16 protein-coding genes are annotated in these 15,406 nt (G+C 60.3%); 4 read left to right on the forward strand and 12 right to left on the reverse strand.

All coding sequences use genetic code 11. From position 1 onward, the window contains the following. Positions 1–9 precede the first annotated feature (9 nt). The 12 genes from V6N02_RS11820 to V6N02_RS11875 all read right to left on the reverse strand — a co-directional run bounded on the left by V6N02_RS11820 (position 10) and on the right by V6N02_RS11875 (position 11,829). Positions 10–393, reverse strand: a complete 384-nt coding sequence (locus V6N02_RS11820; RefSeq protein WP_371225849.1) for a Na+/H+ antiporter subunit G — start codon at positions 391–393, stop codon at positions 10–12. Continuing rightward, on the reverse strand, positions 393–680 hold the full coding sequence (locus V6N02_RS11825) for a K+/H+ antiporter subunit F (protein ID WP_371225786.1): 288 nt from the start codon (positions 678–680) through the stop codon (positions 393–395). Before V6N02_RS11825 ends, V6N02_RS11820 begins: the two co-directional genes overlap by 1 nt. Next, positions 677–1,177 carry a Na+/H+ antiporter subunit E gene (locus V6N02_RS11830; protein ID WP_371225787.1) on the reverse strand — a complete coding sequence of 167 codons (501 nt, stop codon included), beginning with the start codon at positions 1,175–1,177 and terminating at the stop codon, positions 677–679. Before V6N02_RS11830 ends, V6N02_RS11825 begins: the two co-directional genes overlap by 4 nt. A gap of 1 nt (position 1,178) precedes the next feature. Beyond that, complete coding sequence (locus V6N02_RS11835; protein ID WP_371225788.1) at positions 1,179–2,729, reverse strand: monovalent cation/H+ antiporter subunit D; 1,551 nt, start codon at positions 2,727–2,729, stop codon at positions 1,179–1,181. Continuing rightward, positions 2,726–3,076 (reverse strand): Na+/H+ antiporter subunit C, encoded by a 351-nt coding sequence (locus tag V6N02_RS11840; RefSeq protein ID WP_371225789.1) that lies wholly within the window; start codon positions 3,074–3,076, stop codon positions 2,726–2,728. The genes V6N02_RS11835 and V6N02_RS11840 overlap by 4 nt, the downstream gene beginning before the upstream one ends. Before the next feature lies 1 nt (position 3,077). Then, on the reverse strand, positions 3,078–5,954 hold the full coding sequence (locus tag V6N02_RS11845; RefSeq protein WP_371225790.1) for a monovalent cation/H+ antiporter subunit A: 2,877 nt from the start codon (positions 5,952–5,954) through the stop codon (positions 3,078–3,080). A 144-nt stretch (positions 5,955–6,098) separates the two neighbouring features. Continuing rightward, complete coding sequence (locus tag V6N02_RS11850) at positions 6,099–7,148, reverse strand: ABC transporter ATP-binding protein (RefSeq protein WP_371225791.1); 1,050 nt, start codon at positions 7,146–7,148, stop codon at positions 6,099–6,101. Then, positions 7,148–7,933, reverse strand: a complete 786-nt coding sequence (locus V6N02_RS11855) for an ABC transporter permease (RefSeq protein WP_371225792.1) — start codon at positions 7,931–7,933, stop codon at positions 7,148–7,150. The genes V6N02_RS11850 and V6N02_RS11855 overlap by 1 nt, the downstream gene beginning before the upstream one ends. Next, complete coding sequence (locus V6N02_RS11860; protein WP_371225793.1) at positions 7,930–8,787, reverse strand: ABC transporter permease; 858 nt, start codon at positions 8,785–8,787, stop codon at positions 7,930–7,932. The genes V6N02_RS11855 and V6N02_RS11860 overlap by 4 nt, the downstream gene beginning before the upstream one ends. Before the next feature lie 24 nt (positions 8,788–8,811). Further along, complete coding sequence (locus V6N02_RS11865; RefSeq protein ID WP_371225794.1) at positions 8,812–9,852, reverse strand: extracellular solute-binding protein; 1,041 nt, start codon at positions 9,850–9,852, stop codon at positions 8,812–8,814. A gap of 37 nt (positions 9,853–9,889) precedes the next feature. Beyond that, positions 9,890–10,816: a PfkB family carbohydrate kinase gene (locus V6N02_RS11870; RefSeq protein ID WP_371225795.1), complete on the reverse strand. Its 927-nt coding sequence runs from the start codon at positions 10,814–10,816 to the stop codon at positions 9,890–9,892. Next, complete coding sequence (locus V6N02_RS11875; protein WP_371225796.1) at positions 10,813–11,829, reverse strand: ADP-ribosylglycohydrolase family protein; 1,017 nt, start codon at positions 11,827–11,829, stop codon at positions 10,813–10,815. Before V6N02_RS11875 ends, V6N02_RS11870 begins: the two co-directional genes overlap by 4 nt. 156 nt (positions 11,830–11,985) lie before the next feature. Here V6N02_RS11875 and V6N02_RS11880 point away from each other — a divergent pair, with 156 nt between their 5' ends. From V6N02_RS11880 to V6N02_RS11895, 4 genes are all read left to right on the forward strand, one after another. Beyond that, positions 11,986–12,357: a hypothetical protein gene (locus V6N02_RS11880; protein WP_371225797.1), complete on the forward strand. Its 372-nt coding sequence runs from the start codon at positions 11,986–11,988 to the stop codon at positions 12,355–12,357. A gap of 74 nt (positions 12,358–12,431) precedes the next feature. After that, a complete protein-coding gene (locus tag V6N02_RS11885) occupies positions 12,432–13,538 on the forward strand; it encodes an ABC transporter substrate-binding protein (RefSeq protein WP_371225798.1) in 1,107 nt (368 codons plus the stop codon). Beyond that, a complete protein-coding gene (locus V6N02_RS11890) occupies positions 13,535–14,623 on the forward strand; it encodes a FecCD family ABC transporter permease (RefSeq protein ID WP_371225799.1) in 1,089 nt (362 codons plus the stop codon). The genes V6N02_RS11885 and V6N02_RS11890 overlap by 4 nt, the downstream gene beginning before the upstream one ends. After that, the gene (locus V6N02_RS11895; protein WP_371225800.1) at positions 14,620–15,381 is read left to right on the forward strand and encodes an ABC transporter ATP-binding protein; all 762 of its coding nucleotides are present in this window, start codon (positions 14,620–14,622) and stop codon (positions 15,379–15,381) included. Before V6N02_RS11890 ends, V6N02_RS11895 begins: the two co-directional genes overlap by 4 nt. The last annotated feature ends 25 nt before the right edge of the window (positions 15,382–15,406 follow it).

Here is a 15,406-nt window from a genome sequence, read left to right on the forward strand (position 1 = left end):
TGAGCCGCCTCACTCCTCTTTCATCGGCACGACTTCAAGGTCTTCTTCGGGCACGTTCAAAGTTGACCAGGTGTCATCCTTGGCCGGTGCAGGCGGCGTGTCACAGGCGCGTTTGTGGATGTTTACCTTCGCGATGAAATTGGCCGAAATGGGCGCTGTCACAAACAGGAAGGCCATGATCAGAAGCTCGTGGATTGATCCTTCGCCGAAGGTCCAGAAATAAAGGATCGCGGCCAGCATCAGAGAGCCGATACCCATCGTCCCCACCTTGGTCGGGGCATGCAACCGGGTCATGGAATCGTTGAACTTGAGCATGCCGATGGCACCGACCATGGCAAAAAAGGCCCCCAGCAGCAGGCAGGCCGCGATGGCATATGCAGCGATGATTTGCATCATTCGATGATATCCCCCCGCAGCACGAACCGTGCATACGCCACGGTTGAGACAAATCCCAGCATCGCGATGATCAGCGAGACCTCGAAGTAAATCCGCGTGCCCTGCGATATACCCAGCAACACGATCAGGCCGATGGCGTTCACCACCATCGTGTCCAATGCCAGGATGCGGTCCCCGGTCGTGGGGCCGATCACCAGCCGGATCATCGACATGCCCTGCGCCAGTGCCAGCGCGACAAAGGCGATATAGACGGATGTGTACATGATGTCTGTGGCAAGGCTCATACGAAAATCTCCTTCAGGCGGGCCTCGTACCGGGTTTTGATCTCGTCGCGCACGGCATCGGGGTCATCAGTGTGCAGCACATGTACCAAAAGGCTGTGCCCATTGTCAGACAAGTCTGCCGACACGGTACCCGGGGTCAGGGTGATGGTACCCGCAAGCACGGTGATCGCCTCGGGCTGCACCAGATCCAGCGGGATCACAATCCAGGCAGGGCGCAGTTTGGAATTGGGCTTGGTCAGCACGATCCAGGCCACCTGAACATTGGCCACCATGATATCCCAGATCACCATCAGCGTGTAGGTGATCATGCGCCCGATGCGGAACCCACGCGGCGTGTCGGGCCACCACACGGATGTCCCCCAAGGGATGATCACGCCCAGGATGATGCCGAAGACAACCATCCCGGCCGAGACCTCGTTTTGTAGCAAAACCCACACCACCGCCAACAGCAGGGTGAGCAAGGGATGAGGCAAAAGCCAGCGATACGTTCGTCTCATGTCAATAGCCCTCCGCCGGTTTGCTCATCTTGCCGGGTGTCTCAAGAACCTTAGAAATGTACGGCTCGGGTGAGAAGAGTTGCTTGGACATCACCGTGGTGTAGGCATGCACCTGCCCGGCAAAAACCGTGTGCGCGATGAGAAGGCCCAGCAAGCCACCCACCGCCACATAGGACAACGCGGCGGGGCGGGCGATGTCGGCATCCGCCTCGGCATCTTCGGGGGTACCGCTGTCATGGGCTTTCCAGAACACCACGCTGCCCGCGCGGCCAAAGCCGACAATGGCAATCAGGCTGGACCCCAGAACAATCGCCCAGATCAACGGCATCTGCGCGTTGGCATAGCTGGCTTCAAGCACCATCAGCTTGCCCACGAAGCCTGACAGCGGCGGCAGGCCGGCCATGGCAATCGCAGCTGCAAAGAACAGCCCGGCGGTCAGCGCCCCGCCCACCACGGGACGGGCCACGGTCAGGTCAACATGCGCGCGACCCGTCCGGACCAGATCGACGATCAGGAACAGTGCCGCAGCTGCCAACGTGGAATGAACGATGTAATACACGGCCGCCGCAATGCCTTCGGGCGTGAACAGCGAAATCGCCACCATCACCATGCCCATCGACCCGATCACCGAGAAGGTCACCAACCGGTCCAGTTTCTTCGCGCCCAGCACGCCTATCATCCCGATCGCCAGCGAGATCAGCGCGGCAGGCATCAGCCACATCCCATGCAACCCGGCAGTGACCTCAAGGTCAGGTGGGAAGGTCATGGTATAGACCCGGATGATCGCATAGGCGCCCACCTTGGTCATGATCGCAAACAGGGCGGCGACAGGGGCCGGGGCCTCGGCATAGCTTGAGGGCAGCCAGAAATGCAGCGGCACAAGCGCGGCCTTGATGGCAAAGACCAAAAGCAACAGCACGGCGGCGACACGGATACCAACGGTTTCCTCGGCCCCGATCAACTCTGCGCGCGCGGCCAGATCGGCCATGTTCAAGGTCCCGGTTTCTGCATAGATCGAGCCTAGGGCAAACAGGAACAGGGTCGAGCCGATCAGGTTGAACAGCACATATTGCACCCCTGCCCTCAACCGCGTGTCGCCCCCGGCATGAATCATCAGGCCGTAAGAGGCGATCAGCAGAACCTCGAAGAACACGAAGAGGTTGAACAGGTCGCCCGTCAGAAACGCGCCCATGATGCCCATCAACTGAAACTGGAACAGCGCGTGGAAATGCCGCCCACGATCGTCCCAGCCTGATCCTATGGAATAGAGCAGCACGAACAGTGCCAACACTGACGTCAAAAGCACCATCAGGGTCGACAGGCGGTCGCCCACCAGCACGATACCGAAGGGGGCCGCCCAATCGCCAAGCTGATAGAGGATCACCGATCCATCCGAGGTCTGCCAGGCCAGAATTGCCGAAATGGCGATCAGCGCCGCGACGCCGACGACCGAAAAGACCCGCTGGATGCCAATATGATACCGCGCCGCCAGAACGATGAAGGGCGCGAGGATCGCAGGCAGGACGACAGGCAGAATGATCAGGTGGCTCATGACCCGTCCTCCGCCCTGGATGTTTCGTCGATCAGATCGTCCACATGATCATCGTTCGATCCAAGATAAGCCCCCAGGGCGATCATCACGATCACCGCCGTCATACCGAAGGAAATCACGATGGCCGTCAGCACCAATGCCTGTGGCAGCGGATCGGTATAGGTCGTGGCATCCGTCAGAATAGGGGGTGCCCCCATGACCAACCGCCCTGAGGCGAACAGAAAAACGTTCACCGCATAGGTCAGAAGCGAGATACCCAGGATCACCGGGAAGGTGCGCAGGCGCAGGACCAGATAGAGACCTGCGGCCGTCAGGATGCCGATAGCAGAAGCAACCAGAAGTTCCATGTCACACGCCCTCCTTCATCTGAGGACTGTCGGTTGATGGATCATCCCGCGACGGATCGATATCCATCGCATGATCTGTCTCAGGTGGCTCGTGGCGTCGCGCCAGCCGCGAGAAGCTTTCCAGCGACAGCATCACGGCACCGACGACACAAAGGAAGACACCCACATCAAACAGCGCGGCGGTGGCCAGCTCGAATTTCTCGAAGGGCGGGATGCGCACATAGGTGAAATCGCTGGTCAGGAAGGGCTTGGTTACAAACCACGATCCGATGCCCGTGAACCCGGCCACCAGAACGCCGGTGCCAATCACCCCGTGATAGGGATAGCGCAGCCGCGCCGAGGCCCAGTTAAAGCCACTGGCCATATATTGCATCACCACCGCGATGGACACGACCAAACCCGCGATGAACCCGCCGCCCGGTTCGTTGTGACCACGCAGGAAAATGAAGAACCCGACCAGCAGCACAACCGGCATGATCACCCGCGTCAGCACAACCATCATCATCGGATGCATATTGCCTGCGCGCGGCTGATCCGGTTTGCGGTTCAGCAGGCGCGCCCGCACGGGCCCATCGAGCAGCGTTTCGGTCAGCGCATAGATCAGCAGGGCCGCAATGCCCAACACGATGATTTCGCCATAGGTGTCAAAGCCCCGGAAATCGACCAGGATCACGTTGACCACATTGGTGCCACCGCCGCCTTTATAGGAATTTGCCAGGTGGAATTCGGAGATCGGCGTCGCAACAGCATCACGCAGCAGGTAGTGGTAAGACAGCCCCATGGTGGCAAGCCCCCCGGCAACGGCGATACCGACATCCCGCACGCGCAACAGTACCGTGCTTTCAATCGGGGTCCGGTTGGGCAGGAAGTTCAGCGCCAGCAGAAGCAGGATGATGGTGACCACTTCCACCGTGATCTGCGTCATCGCCAGATCGGGCGCGCTGAAGAACACGAACCCGATTGACACCATCAGCCCGACAATCCCGATCAGGATCAACGACAACAGGCGATTGCGATGCAGGAAAGGCAGACCCAGCGTCGCCGCGACCAACATCACCCAGCCCGCCAATGCCACCGGAACGATCGGTTGCATTTCACGCGTGGTTGCCCCCACTGTGCCGGTGCTCCAAGCATAGTATCCCGATGCGACTATGGCGACCGAGGCAATGGCGGCATAGCGCGAAAATGCACCATTGTGCAGGCCATGGATAAACCCGCGCGCAGCGGTGGCACACGCCTCGACAATCGCCTCGAAAATCACCTTGGCCTCGGGCCGCGGGGCCGCGTCCCACAGGCGCAGGGCAGGCTTGTAGACAAGCAACATCAGCAAGCCACCGACCACGGCAGCAATCGACATGTAAAGCGCAGGCACCAACCCATGCCAGATTTTGATATAGGCCTTGGGCAGCTCTGCCGCATCGCCGATAACGGCGGTGGTGACGGTTTTCACCAGCGGGGTGGCCAGGAACGGCGCCACTCCGATAACGACGACCAGCACCACCAGAATGGCAGGCGGCAACCACAGGCCCTTGCCCGGATCATGCGGCGTGGCCGGGTAGTCTTCGCGCACCGGCCCAAGGAACACATGGCTGATAAAGCGGAAGCAATAGGCGGCCGAGAACAGTGAGCCCAGAACCGCCAGTGCCGGGACAAGCCACCAGGTGTTGAACAACACGGTATGATTGGCCTCTTCCAGCATCATTTCCTTGGACAGGAACCCGTTGAGCAGCGGGATACCCGCCATCGATAAAGCGGCCAGTGTGGCAATCACAAAGGTCACCGGCATCAGCGTGCGCAAGCCCCCAAGACGGCGGATATCGCGGGTATGGGCTTCGTGATCAATGATCCCGGCAGACATAAACAAGGCGGCCTTGAAAGTCGCATGATTTAGAATGTGGAACACCGCAGCCATGGCACCAAAGGCGGTTCCGGTGCCCAGCAGCATGGTGATCAGGCCAAGATGGCTAACCGTCGAAAACGCCAAAAGCGCCTTCAGGTCATGTTTGAACAGCGCGATCACCGCGCCCAGCACCATGGTGACCAAGCCTGCGGTGGTGACGATCACGAACCATTCCGGGGTGCCTGATAAGACAGGCCACATCCGCGCCATCAGGAATATCCCGGCCTTCACCATCGTTGCCGAGTGCAGATAGGCCGACACAGGCGTCGGCGCGGCCATGGCGTGAGGCAACCAGAAATGGAACGGGAACTGCGCTGATTTGGTGAAACAGCCCAGCAAGATCAGGATCAGCGCAGGCAGGTACAGCGGGCTGTCCTGAATCAGTTCACGGTTCTGCAGGATCACGCTCAGGTCATAACTGCCCGCGATCTGACCAAGGATCAGCATGCCGCCAATCATGGCCAATCCGCCCATGCCGGTCACGGTCAGCGCCATTCGCGCACCTTGCCGACCTTCGGGTAGGTGTTTCCAATAGCCGATCAGCAGGAAAGAGGACAGCGACGTGAGTTCCCAGAACACCAGCAAAAGCAGGATGTTATCACTCAGAACGATGCCCACCATCGCGCCCTGGAATAGCAGCAAGTAGGTGAAAAACTCACCCATATTATCCTTACGTGACAGGTAATGACGGCCATAAGCAATGATCAGCAAGCCAATGCCCAGGATCAGCATGGCAAAGAAAAAGCCCAGCCCATCCAGCATCAGTGTGAAATTCAACCCCAGCGAGGGGATCCACTCGACCCGCGCCATCAACACCTCGCCCGCCATCACGGCAGGCAGGTTGGTCAACAGGCCGATAAAGGCCGCCAATGTGATGGTGAAGGTTACGCCGGCACAGGCGGCGCGCCCTGCGGAATTCATCAAACCGGGAAGAAGCGCACCAAAAAACGGCAGCGCCACAATGAGGAATAGAGACACGGAAACTCCTGCTTCTAATAGTTTGATGATCCTGCCCTATTTGGGGCGATCTGCGCAACTCTCAACAATTACCAACAAAAATTGTCAATGTTGACCCAAAAACCACGCACCGACGGATAATTCAGCCCCTCTAGCACCCCTGTGTCACGGTTTTTCAATCGGAATAACGCTCTGCGGATCCCAACTCAGCCAGACCGGGCCTGCCTCGGGCAGATCCGGCAAGTCACGGTCGCGCGCGATGACTTTCATCCGACGGCCCGAGACCTCGACAATGCAGGTGGCCATGGCCCCGGCAAAGACGCGCTGCACCAGATGGCCGGGCACGTGATTGGCCCCGTCTTGCGAAGGCGACTGCACCGAGATGCCCATGTTTTCGGGACGCACAGCAAAGGCAGTTGCTTGCTCGGTGCCGGGTGGGATCGTGATGACGGTGCCGTCAGACAGGGTCAGTTTGCCCTGTGCGGCCTGCCCTTCAAAAATATTGGCCTCACCCAGAAACTCGGCGGCGAAGACACTGGCGGGGTTGTTGTAAACGTCTCGTGGCGGGCCGGATTGCACCATCCGCCCCTCTTTCAGGATGCCGATCTTGTCGGCAAGGGTCAGCGCCTCATCCTGATCGTGGGTGACAAAAATCGTGGTGATACCAATCTCGCGCTGGATACGTTTGAGTTCGATCTGCATATCGATCCGCAAGGCCTTGTCCAGCGCCGAGAGCGGTTCATCCAGCAACAGCACCCGCGGATTGGTCACAAAGGCGCGGGCCAAAGCCACCCTCTGGCGTTGTCCGCCTGACAGCTCGTGTGGTTTGCGCGCGCCAAGATCGCCCAGCTGCACCAGCTCCAGCGCGTCTTTTACGCGGCGCGCTTCTTCCGAGGCGCCTACTTTGCGCACCCGCAGGCCAAAGCCGATATTGTCCGCCACGCTGAGATTGGGAAATAGCGCGTAATTCTGAAACATCATCCCGATATCGCGCTTTTCCACGGGGACATTTTCGACCGAAACATCGCCAAGACGAATATGCCCGGCATCGAGCCGGATGAATCCCGCAATCGCGCGCAGCAGCGTGGTTTTGCCGCTGCCCGATGGGCCCAACAGCGCAAACATGCCGCCATCGGGAAACTCCATCGACACGTCATCCAGCGCCTTGAGCTTGCCAAAAGTCTTGGTGATATGTTCCACGGACACCTGAGACATCAGCGGCGCCCTCCGAAATTTGAAAACCGCGCGGCGATCAGCATGATGGCCATGGACACCACAATGATCAGGGTTGAGACCGCATTGATTTCCGGCGTGAACCCTTTGCGGATCGAGGTATAGATCAGAACCGGCAAGGTGGTATCCCCCGGTTCGGACAGGAAGTAGGACACGACGAACTGGTCAAAGCTGACCGCGAAGGCAAAGAGCGCGCCCGCAACTACGCCCGGCAATATCCATGGCAGGGTGACGCGCCATGTCACCGTCCAGCTGGATGCCCCCAGCGAGCGCGCGGCTTCTTCCAGTGTCTTATCAAACGTCGCCAGCCGGGCCATGACCACGACGATCACATACGGCAGCGCCAGCGCCACATGTCCGATCAGAACCGAGGGCGTGCCCCGGCCAATACCAATCCCGTAGAAGAAGATCAGCATCGCCGTGCCGGTGATCAGCCAGGGGATGGCGATGGGTGGGAACAACAACACCTGAAAAATCGCCTTGCCCCGGAATTCATAGCGGAACAGCGCAATCGCTGCCGCGGTGCCCAGCACGGTGGCAATCAACGTTGTGGCAATGGCAATCAGAACCGAACGGGTGGCCGCCGCCTTGATCTCGGCATTCTGGGCCAGATCGCCATACCATTGCGTCGAGAACTCGAACGGCAATTGGTAGTAAGGTGAGGCGTTGAATGACATCAGTGCCATGATCACAATCGGCGCGTAGAGAAAGATCAGGATCGCGATCAACCAGCCGCGCCCAAGAAGGGTCAGGAACCGGGCGCTCATGTCTGGGCCTTTCGCAGGATGGGGCTGAACACCGCAAGGATCACCAGCACCACAGCCAGCAGGATAAAGGACAAGGCCGCGCCAAGGGGCCAGTTGAACACCGCCACAAACTGATCCTCGATCACCGTGCCGTAATAGGTGCCGAACCGGCCGCCCAGGATACGCGGCTCCATGAACGAGCCGACAACTGGGACAAAGACCAGCACCGCACCCGCCAGCAATCCGGGCAGCGACAGGGGCAGGATCAGCCGCCACAGGATCGTGCGTTTCTTGGCCCCCATCGAACGCGCGGCATCAATCAGATTGTCGTCAATCGCTTGCAGCGCCAGATAGGTCGTAAGGATCACGTAAGGCAGATAGGAATGCACCAGCCCGATCACCACAGCAGAGGGCGTGAACATCAGCCCCAAACGGACATCAAACGGCAGGATAGCGTTCAGCGCCAGATCAAGCACACCATTGCCGCGCAAAACGATGGCCCATGAAAAGATCCGCACCAGAGAGTTGGACCAGAACGGGAGAATGATCAACAAAAACAATGCCTCGCGCGATCGCCCCTTGATCACCTTGGCCAGCACATAGGCGCAGGGAAAGCCAATCAGAACGCAGATCGCCGTGACGGTCAGCCCCAGTTTCAGCGATTTCCACAGAAGGGCCGCATAGGTGCCGGTCTGGAAAAACGCCTGATAGTTTTCAAACGTATACTCCCACTCGGCCTCGCCGAAGGGCACGTCCGAGAGCAGGCTGAAATAAAGCATCGCCGACAGCGGCAGGAAGATCGCTGCTGTCAGCCATAGATAGGCAGGCGACAACAGGGCAGTGGCGCGCGCGCCGTCTCGGGTGAACATGCTCATTCCCCTGCCCCTGCTGTCACGGCGTTATTGCGCCGCTTTCAGCTCTTGCCACAACGCAAGGTATTTCTCGCGGGTCTCGTCCGACACCGGTTCCTGGAACTGAACCAGCGCCGCCACAGCCGGATCGCCCAGAACCTTGCGGTTGAACGCATCCTCAGAAAGGGCTGCAGCCGCAGCTGAGTTGGCCGAGGCAGGCGCGCCTTCAGCATCCCAGCGCACGTAGAAATCCGGGTCGATCATCCAGTCGATGAACGCATGAGCCGCCTCTTTCTTTTCCGATGTGGCCGGAATCGACAAGCCGTCCAACCAGCCAATCGCGCCTTCCTCGGGCACGACGAACTGCACCGGCAGGCCCGAGGCTTGCGAGCGCGCCGCCGAGCCGGACCAGAAGGTGGCCATGTCCAGCTCACCCGCGGCCATGAATTGATTCCAGTCGTTTTCCGAGCCCCAGAAGGTGCGGATCTGCGGCATCAGATCGGCCAGCGCAGTCTTCACGGCGTCGAGGTCTTGGATATCATTAATGTCCTGCCCGGTGGCCAGAGCGGCCAGTTGCACGCTTTCCAACGCATCATCGCGGATCGACACGCGGCCCTTATAGGCCTCGTCCCACATCACCTTGATTGAGGTCGGTGCCTCGGACACCGAGGAGGTGTTGATCGCGAACGAGGTCAGGCCCCAGGTCCATGGCACACCGTGCAACTCTCCCCCGGCATTCAGCGCGGCGTTGGACAGAAAGTCAGGCGCGACATCGCCGATATTTTCCACCAATGAGACATCAATCGGCCCGATCAGCCCTTCTTCCTGCGCCTGCGGGGTGAAGGCGGCGTTGATCAGCACCACGTCATAGGCGCCGGGATTGGTGCGTAGCTTGGTCAGCATTTCCTGCTCGGAATTGAAATACTCATGCACCACGGTGTGGCCCGTGGCCTCGGTGAATTCGGCTACGGCCCAATCCAGATCGGTGCCATAGCCCTGCCAGTTCAGAACACGGATTTCATCGGCCACAGCGCCGCTGGCCACAAGGGCCAGCACGGATGCGAAAAGCGTAGGTTTGAGATGGGTCATGAGAAGTCTCCTCTGTCAGGCTGGGGTGGGTGCCACCCTATGTAATGTCTTCGATACGCGCGATTTCAACGCGGGTGGGAGCGGTGGCGGGGCCCGGTCGGGTAGTCGACAGGGCCGCGGCAATATTGGCGATGCGAGCGGCATCAACGGGCGGTTTGCCCAACGCCAGCGCCGCAACAAATGCCCCAATATGTGTGTCACCCGCGCCGTTGGTGTCAATGGCCTCGACCGGATGGGCGGGTAGATGAACCGCCTTCTCGCCTAGCGCCAACACGCAGCCCTCGGCCCCGATGCGCACGATGGCCCCGCCGTCAGCGCGGTTCTTGGAAAGGATCAATCCGGCCTCCACGGGGTCTTTTGTGCCTGTGAGTATCTCTGCCTCGGTCAGGTTCGCGCTGACCCATGTTGCTTTTGATAGTGCGGCGCTCAGGGCGTCTTGAGGCAAGGCCGCCGCCACCGGCGAGGGGTCAAACACCAGCCCGGTGATCGGCGTGTCACCGCGCAGCCAATTGCTGAAAGCCGGGCATGAGCCGGGGTAATGCAGCGCATAGCCCGACAGGATTTTCCACGGGTAATCATCCTGTGGCAACGCGGTCAGGTCATTCAGCGAGACATGCCCCTCGGCCCCTTCATGGGCCACGAAACTGCGTTCGCCATCGGGTTCGATCAGAACTGTGCAGCAGCCCTGATCCCGCGCCGGATCGGGTTTTTGCAGCGCGCGGATACCTTCATCGACAAGTGCCGCAGTGACCATCTGCCCAAACGGCCCGGTGCCTATTGCCCCGCCATAATGAACCTCGGCGCCCATGCGCGACGCGGCCACCATTGCGTTGAACCCGCCGCCCGGGGTGGTTTGAAATCCCGTGACAATGGCTTCTCCCCCGCGCTCAGGCAGAGCATCAACATTGTAGATTATGTCGACAATCACGCCGTGGAGTTGAAGGATACGAGAAGGATCGCTCATTCGGATATCCCCTTGCGTCGCAGGTTCAACAGGCCGTCAACGATCCCAGCAATCTCAAGGTCGTTTGCCGCGCGCAAGGCCGCCAGTTTACCTTGCGGAAGCGCGGCCATCCCCGAGGCGGCCCCGGCCATGGCGGCCGCAATGGCCCCGATCGTGTCGGTGTCATCACCGATATTGGCGGCCATCACGGCGGTGGCCCACGCATCCCCAGCGCTCATGAACAGCAGGCCAAAGGCCGCCGGTACGGCATGATGAGAGGCCACGGAGGTGCCCACGGCATCCGCAAAGCCTTCGACACCCGGTGCAGTCTTTGCGAAGGTCACCGCTGCCTCGATCCGTGCGGCCATATCGGAGACGCCCGCCGCATGCCCACGTTTCTGGCCTTCGCTAGCAGCTTGTAGAGCGATGCCAAAGGCAGCTTCAATCGTCGCGCCGTCCAGCAACGCACTGATCATGGCGGCGACGGCGCTGGCACCGGCAATCGCCTCGCCGGTGTTGTGGGTCACGCGGCTGGACAGTTCGACCTGGTCGACCAGCGCCTTGATATCATCCGCCGCTGTGGCGATCCCGATCGGGGCAACCCGCATCGCCGCCCCGTTGGTTGTACCGCCCTTGGACGCCTCGTCGGGATCGACACCCGCCAGAATGGCATCCAGAGCCGCCTTAGTAGACGGACCCAACAGATCGCGCAGACCGCGGCACCGGATATCGGCTTCCCACGCCAACAGGTCCTTGGCCCATCCCACCGCATCAAACCCACCCGGTTCAGCAATCAGCCGCATTGCCAGCAACAGCGCCTGTTCCGTGTCATCCGTCACCTGCGCGGCCTTCAAGCCGTGAGAAAACGGGTGATCCTCGAACGGCGCGATGAAATCGGTGATCTGGCCGTAATGCGCCCTGATTTCAGCGCATGTCAGGGTTTGTGACGGCATGCCCAACGCATCACCCAAGGCGAGTCCCCAAAACGCGCCAAGGGCGCGGTCGGTCAAGGACAAGGGCGAAGGATCGGGCATCGGGGGCATTTCGACAGCAAACAGAGGGGAAACCTTATCGCAATCCACGAGGGATGAAAGCCCCACCGCCCAATCGTCGCACCGGACCAGCTTCGGTTGACCGTCTCGAGAAAAGCTGCCAGCACTGCAATCACAAACGGAGGGATGCGCGAACCCGTGAAACGGTCACGATTCATCAAATTCGGGATGTTGTTCCCAGCGCTGACATGGCTGCTGACCCAGTTTGCCATGACAGGCATGATCGTGGGCACCCCGGTCAATGCGATGCAGATCGAGATCTGTTCGTCCTATGGCACCACGCAGATCCTGATTGATCCTGAAACCGGTGAGCCTGTTGAACAAGTTATCACGGGTGGATGCGATTGGTGTCAGTCTTTCGGTGTTGCCGTCACTGGTACCGCACGCGGCGATGTCTCATGGAGTGCGCTCGAGTATGGATTTCAAACCCGTGCCTCGATGGCGGCGGATCTGGACCCTCCTCTGCGCCTGACCGCGTCATTTCAAAGTCGCGCGCCCCCGACCCTTTGATCACACCGATCTGACCTGACCTTAGAACCGCCCTCGATGGCGGTGACATCCTCATGTGTTTCAAAGGAAAATCCATGCTTTCATCTTTCACACGCGGCGTTGCCGCTGCCGCCCTCGCGGCCTCTTTTGCCCTGCCCGTCTGGGCCAACACCATCACCGTGACCGACACGCTGGACCGCAGCGTCGAGATTCCGGAAAACCCCGAACGCATCCTGCTGGGCTTCTACTACGAAGACTTCATGGCCGTGGGCGGCCCTGACGCCTATGACCGAGTCGTCGCCATTTCGAAAGATACCTGGGAGGGCTGGCGCAATCTGCAATGGCAGACCTATGCCGCTGCGATCCCGCGCCTGAACGAGCTGGCCGATGTGGGCGAGGTGGAATCCGGCACATTTTCCCTTGAAGCGGTGATTGCCGCCGAACCCGATGTCGCCCTGATGGCGGCCTGGCAGTACAATGCGTTGGGTGAGATGGCCGACCGGATCGAGGCTGCGGGCATCCCGGTTGTGGTGCTGGATTACAATGCACAGACGGTTGAGAAACATGTCGAGTCCACCCTGCTGCTGGGGCAAATCATGGGGGCAGAGGCCCGCGCCCAAACCCTGGCGGATGAATATGCCGGCGAGGTTGGCAAAATCATGGAAAGTCTGGCGTCGATCCCCGAGGGCGCAGCCCCCAAGGTCTATGTCGAACTGGGCCGCAAGGGTAAGGATGAGATCGACAATTCCTACTCGGGCACCCAATGGGGCACCGTCATCACACAGCTGGGTGCGACCAACATTGCTGATGGACAGATCAGCAGCTGGGGCCAGCTGAGTCCGGAATATGTGCTGGCGCAGAACCCTGAAGTGATCATGCTGGCCGGGTCGGGCTGGGCCGGGCGCGATCAGGCGGTGATCATGGGGCCGGGCGTCGATAGCGCGCTGACCCATGAGCGTATGGCCGCATACATGGAGCGTCCCGGCTGGGCCGATCTGGAGGCGGTCAAGAATGGCGATGTGTTTGGCATCTATCACGGCGGCAACCGCACGCTTTATGATTATGCCTTCCTGCAGTTCCTCGCCAAGGCGATGTATCCCGACACATTCGCCGATCTTGACCCGCAAGCCTCGCTGGATCGGTTCTTTGAAACCTACATGCCGATCACGTTCAAAGGCACTTACATGACGCAGCTACCATGATGCTGCCAAACCCGGAGCGGGCCGAGGCCGGCTCCGGGACATCGCCGGACGCCCCGGCCGTGCAGGCCTATGGCCGTCTGATGGCGCGTCGCTTGGCGTGGTTGGGGGCCACGGCGGCGGCCTTGGGCGCTTTGGTGATCATCGACATTCTGACCGGCCCTGCGATGTTGAGCGTCGGCGATGTGCTGCGCGGGTTGTTTGCGCCTGGAAGTGCCAGCGCGACCACCCGCATTATCGTGCAGGACATCCGCCTGCCGATGACCTTGATGGCCATTCTGGTGGGCATGTCTCTGGGCACAGCCGGGGTGCATATGCAGACCATCCTCGGAAATCCGCTGGCCAGCCCCTATACGCTGGGCTTTTCGGCGGCTGCCGGGTTTGGCGCGGGGCTTGCCATTCTCAGCGGCATCACCCTGCCCTTTGTGCCCTGGCTGACTGTCCCTCTGGCAGCGTTCGTGATGTGTGCCGTCGCGGCGGTGATCGTTTTCGCCTTTGCCCGTGTCCGCGGGATGAGCCCGGAAATCATGGTGTTGGCCGGGATCGCCACCCTATTCATGTTCCAATCGGCGCAAAGCCTTGTGCAGTACATGGCCTCGCCCGAAATCCTGCAATCCATCGTGTTCTGGCTGTTCGGCTCGCTGCTGAAAGCCAGTTGGACAAATGTGCCGATTGTGGCGGTGATCTTCTTGTTCGCCAGCCTCGCGGTTTTGCCCAACCTGTGGCAATTGACGGCCTTGCGATTGGGCGATGCCCGCGCGGCGGCGATTGGTGTGGATGTACAATGGCTGCGGATCAAGCTGTTTGGTCTGGTCGCCCTGCTGACAGCCGGGGGCGTGGCCTTTGTCGGTACGATCGGATTTGTCGGGCTGGTGGCCCCCCATATCGCCCGGATGCTGGTGGGTGAGGATCAACGCATCCTTTTGCCCATGTCGGCCCTGACCGGCGCGATCACCATGACCGGAGCGTCGATCTTGTCCAAGCTGGTGTCACCCGGCGGGGTAGTACCGATTGGCATCGTCACGGCCCTGATCGGCGTACCGTTCCTGTTTTTCCTGATCCTCAGACATCAACGGAGGCATTGGTGAGCCTGTCCATCCACGATTTCTCGGTGTCCTACGGCCCCACCCAAATCCTGAGCGGTATCACCGACATTTGGCCCGCCGGTCAGGTGACAGCGCTGATCGGGTGCAACGGTGCCGGGAAAACCACGTTGCTGAAGGCGATGGCGGGGCTGCAGGCCTCAGACGGTGAGGTTGCCCTGTCAGGTGCATCGCTGGCCCCGGCCGAGCGGCGCCACCAGATTGGCTACATGCCGCAGGATCTGGGTGCGATCTCGTCGCTGACAGTGTTGGAGGTGGTATTGCTGGGCCGGGTGGGCACGTTGAAAATGCGGGTGCCGTCAGACTTTGTGGAGCAGGCGATGGCCGCACTGGAGGTGTTCGGCCTGACCGGCCTGCGCGCCCGGGGGCTTGACGAGATCAGCGGCGGGCAACGTCAACTGGTGTTTCTGGCCCAGGCCCTGTTCCGGGCCCCGAAAGTCCTGTTGCTGGACGAACCCACCGCGGCACTGGACCTACGGCATCAATTGCTGGCGCTGGAACGGTTATGTGATCATGCGGCGTCCACCGACACGATCATCGGCGTGGCGATGCACGATCTGAACCTCGCCGCACAATTTGCCGATCGGTTTCTCGCACTCCAATGGGGCCGCGCGGTGACATCGGGTACAGCCACACAAGTTCTTACCCCGGATACCTTGAGCCTGATGTACGGCATCAAAGCCGAGGTGAGCGAAGGCCAGGATGGCTGTTTACGCATTTATCCTCTGCGACAGCGCTCCTGAGTCTGGTGTGTTCCTGTAGCTCTCG

It is taken from the genome of Roseovarius conchicola, from assembly GCF_041403425.1.
GTDB lineage: Bacteria > Pseudomonadota > Alphaproteobacteria > Rhodobacterales > Rhodobacteraceae > Roseovarius > Roseovarius conchicola.